The 2,424-nt window shown below is 66.9% G+C and carries 3 protein-coding genes; all 3 read right to left on the bottom strand.

Annotation, left to right across the window (positions count from 1 at the left end; translation table 11 throughout):
* Positions 1-753: ATP-binding cassette domain-containing protein (locus tag ACXJKR_RS29890; RefSeq protein WP_457325929.1), on the bottom strand; the 753-nt coding region annotated here is incomplete at its 3' end.
* 19 nt (positions 754-772) lie between these two features.
* Positions 773-1,627 (bottom strand): outer envelope protein, encoded by an 855-nt coding sequence (locus ACXJKR_RS29885; protein ID WP_457325928.1) that lies wholly within the window; start codon positions 1,625-1,627, stop codon positions 773-775.
* A gap of 138 nt (positions 1,628-1,765) precedes the next feature.
* The gene (locus ACXJKR_RS29880) at positions 1,766-2,416 is read right to left on the bottom strand and encodes a GntR family transcriptional regulator (RefSeq protein WP_457325930.1); all 651 of its coding nucleotides are present in this window, start codon (positions 2,414-2,416) and stop codon (positions 1,766-1,768) included.
* Positions 2,417-2,424: the final 8 nt, after the last annotated feature.

Here is a 2,424-nt window from a genome sequence, read left to right as displayed (position 1 = left end):
CAGCACGTGTGCGCCGCGCTGGCCTTCGCGGTCGGTGAGCACCGGCGCATCGGCACCGATCATCAGCCGCGACAGGCTGGCGTTGGTTTCCTTGCGCGGGTCCACCTCGCCCACCACGCGGCCGCCGCGCAGCACCGTGCAGTGGTCGCACAGCGAGCGGATCTCATGCAGCTTGTGGCTGATGTAGAGGATGGAGCAACCCTCGCCGCTCAGCTTGCGCAGCGTCACGAACAGGCTTTCGACGGCCTGCGGCGTCAGCACCGAGGTGGGCTCGTCCAGGATCAGCAGCTGCGGCCGCGTCAGCAGCGCGCGCACGATCTCGACGCGCTGGCGCTCGCCGACGCTGAGCGTGTGCACCGGGCGGGCCGGGTCCACATGCAGGCCGTACTGCGCCGACACCGCCCGCGTCTGCTCCGCCACCTCGGCCAGCGACAGCGCCTTGTCCAGCCCCAGCCAGATGTTCTCGGCGGCGGTCAGCGTGTCGAACAGCGAGAAGTGCTGGTAGACCATGCTGATGCCCAGCGCGCGGGCCTGCGCCGGGCTGGCCACCTCGACCTCGCGGCCGTTCCAGGCGATCTGCCCGGTGTCCGGCTTGGTGGCGCCGTAAATGATCTTCATCAGCGTCGACTTGCCCGCGCCGTTCTCGCCGAGAACGGCGTGGATCTGCCCCGGCGCCACCTTGAGATGGATGTCGTCGTTGGCCCGAACGCCGGGGTATTGCTTGGTGATGCCGATCAATTCAAGGCGGGACATGCCGGACGTCGCGGGAACTTCAGAAGTGGTATTCCGCGCGGATCATCGGCGTCTTTGCGAATGCGCCGCTGCCGGCCGGACCCTTGTACGGGTTGCCGAACTTGTTGCGCCAGTACTGGTACTCCAGCCCCACCTTGAACTTGTTCGGCGTCGCGCCGGTGGCGGCGCCCACGTCGTACATGATCTGGCCGTCGAAGTTGGTCTCGGGGCCTGTTGCGCCGCCGAACTCGTCCGTGCCCTTGCTGGCGATGTAGTTGGCAAAGCCTTCGAAGGCCAGGGGCAGCTTGCCCAGCGGGATGCTCCAGGCCGCCGTCAGCATCACATGGCTCTTGTAGTCGTAGCGCGGCGTCGCCGTGCCGCTGAACTTGTTGTACGGCGCGTTGCTTTCCTTCAGCAGCAGCAGGCTGACGTTGAGGAAGCCAGGCACGTCCATCATCAACGTGGGGCCGAGCACGAGCATCTGCTTGCGCGAGTTGTAGCCGGCATCCACCTTCACGTTGGCATCGAAACCGGCGGTGAGACCCACGCCACGGACGGGGCCGAAGGCGATGGGGCTGCCGGTGATCTTGCCGAAGTCCAGCGTGTGGCGATAGACGATGTAGACCTCGCTGGCGCCGCTGCCGGAGTTGGGGCTGGACGGGTCCTTCTTGTCGGACAGCAGCAGGTCGACGTTGAAGAAGTTGGTGCCGTAGGCGTAGCCGCTGGCATGGTTGAGGTCGAGGATGTTCTTGTGGATGTCGTTCGTGCCGAAGGGCTCGGCAAACTTGGTGCCGTAGCGGTAGCCGATGGAGGTGTCGGCCCAGTCGGCGGCCTGGGTGGCGCCGGCGGCGAAGGCGACGAGGGCGGTGCAAAGCAGGCGTGCGGTGGGTTTCAAGGCAAAGCTCCTAGGGGGTGGATGAAGAACGCGTGAATTGACTCTTGGCGGCCGGCATCGCCATGGCCGCTCGCACGAACCGGCATGGCGGGCTCATGCAATTCATGTGCCATCCGCATGCCCGGGAGCCGCGTGGCATCAGCTGCTCCGCCTGGCGCGGTAAAGCATGTCGAGCGTGATGTGCCGCACTTCGAGCTTGCTCTGCTGGATGTGGGCGCGCAGCAGGCGCTGGGCTTCGTCGGTGCGCCGCCGCGTGATGGTGCGCAGGATGCGGGCATGCTCGTCGTAGGTTGCATCCACGCGCGCTGGTTTGGTGAAGTCCAGCCGCCGGATGATGCGGATGCGCTCGGTGATTTCCCTGTGCACGCGGACCATCTCGCGATTGCCGCTGCCCTGCACCAACAGCGCATGGAAGCGCTCGTCCAGCGCGCCGACCTCTGCCGCGTCGGCCAGCCGCTCGGCAGGCGGCACCATCCAGATGTCGGCCAGTTGCTGCAGCTCGGGCCGTTGCTCGTGCTCGCAGAGGTGGCGTGCGGCCTCGCACTCGATGAGGGTGCGCAGGTCGTAGAGCTCGTCCATCACGTCGAAGTCCAGCGGCGCCACCTGCCAGCCCAGGCGCGGCAGCAGTTGCAGGAAGCCCTCGCGCTCCAGCCGCTGCAAGGCGGCGCGCAGCGGCGTGCGGCTGACGACGACGCGCTGCGCCAACTCGGTCTCGGAGACGCGGTCGCCGGGCATCAGCGCAAAGTCAAAGATCATCTGCTTGAGCCGTACATAGGCCTGGTCGGCCAGGCTCGGGG

Source organism: Roseateles sp. P5_E11, from assembly GCF_054049355.1.
Note: the sequence above shows the minus strand (reverse complement) of the source record. Positions and strands in the feature narration are given on the sequence as shown.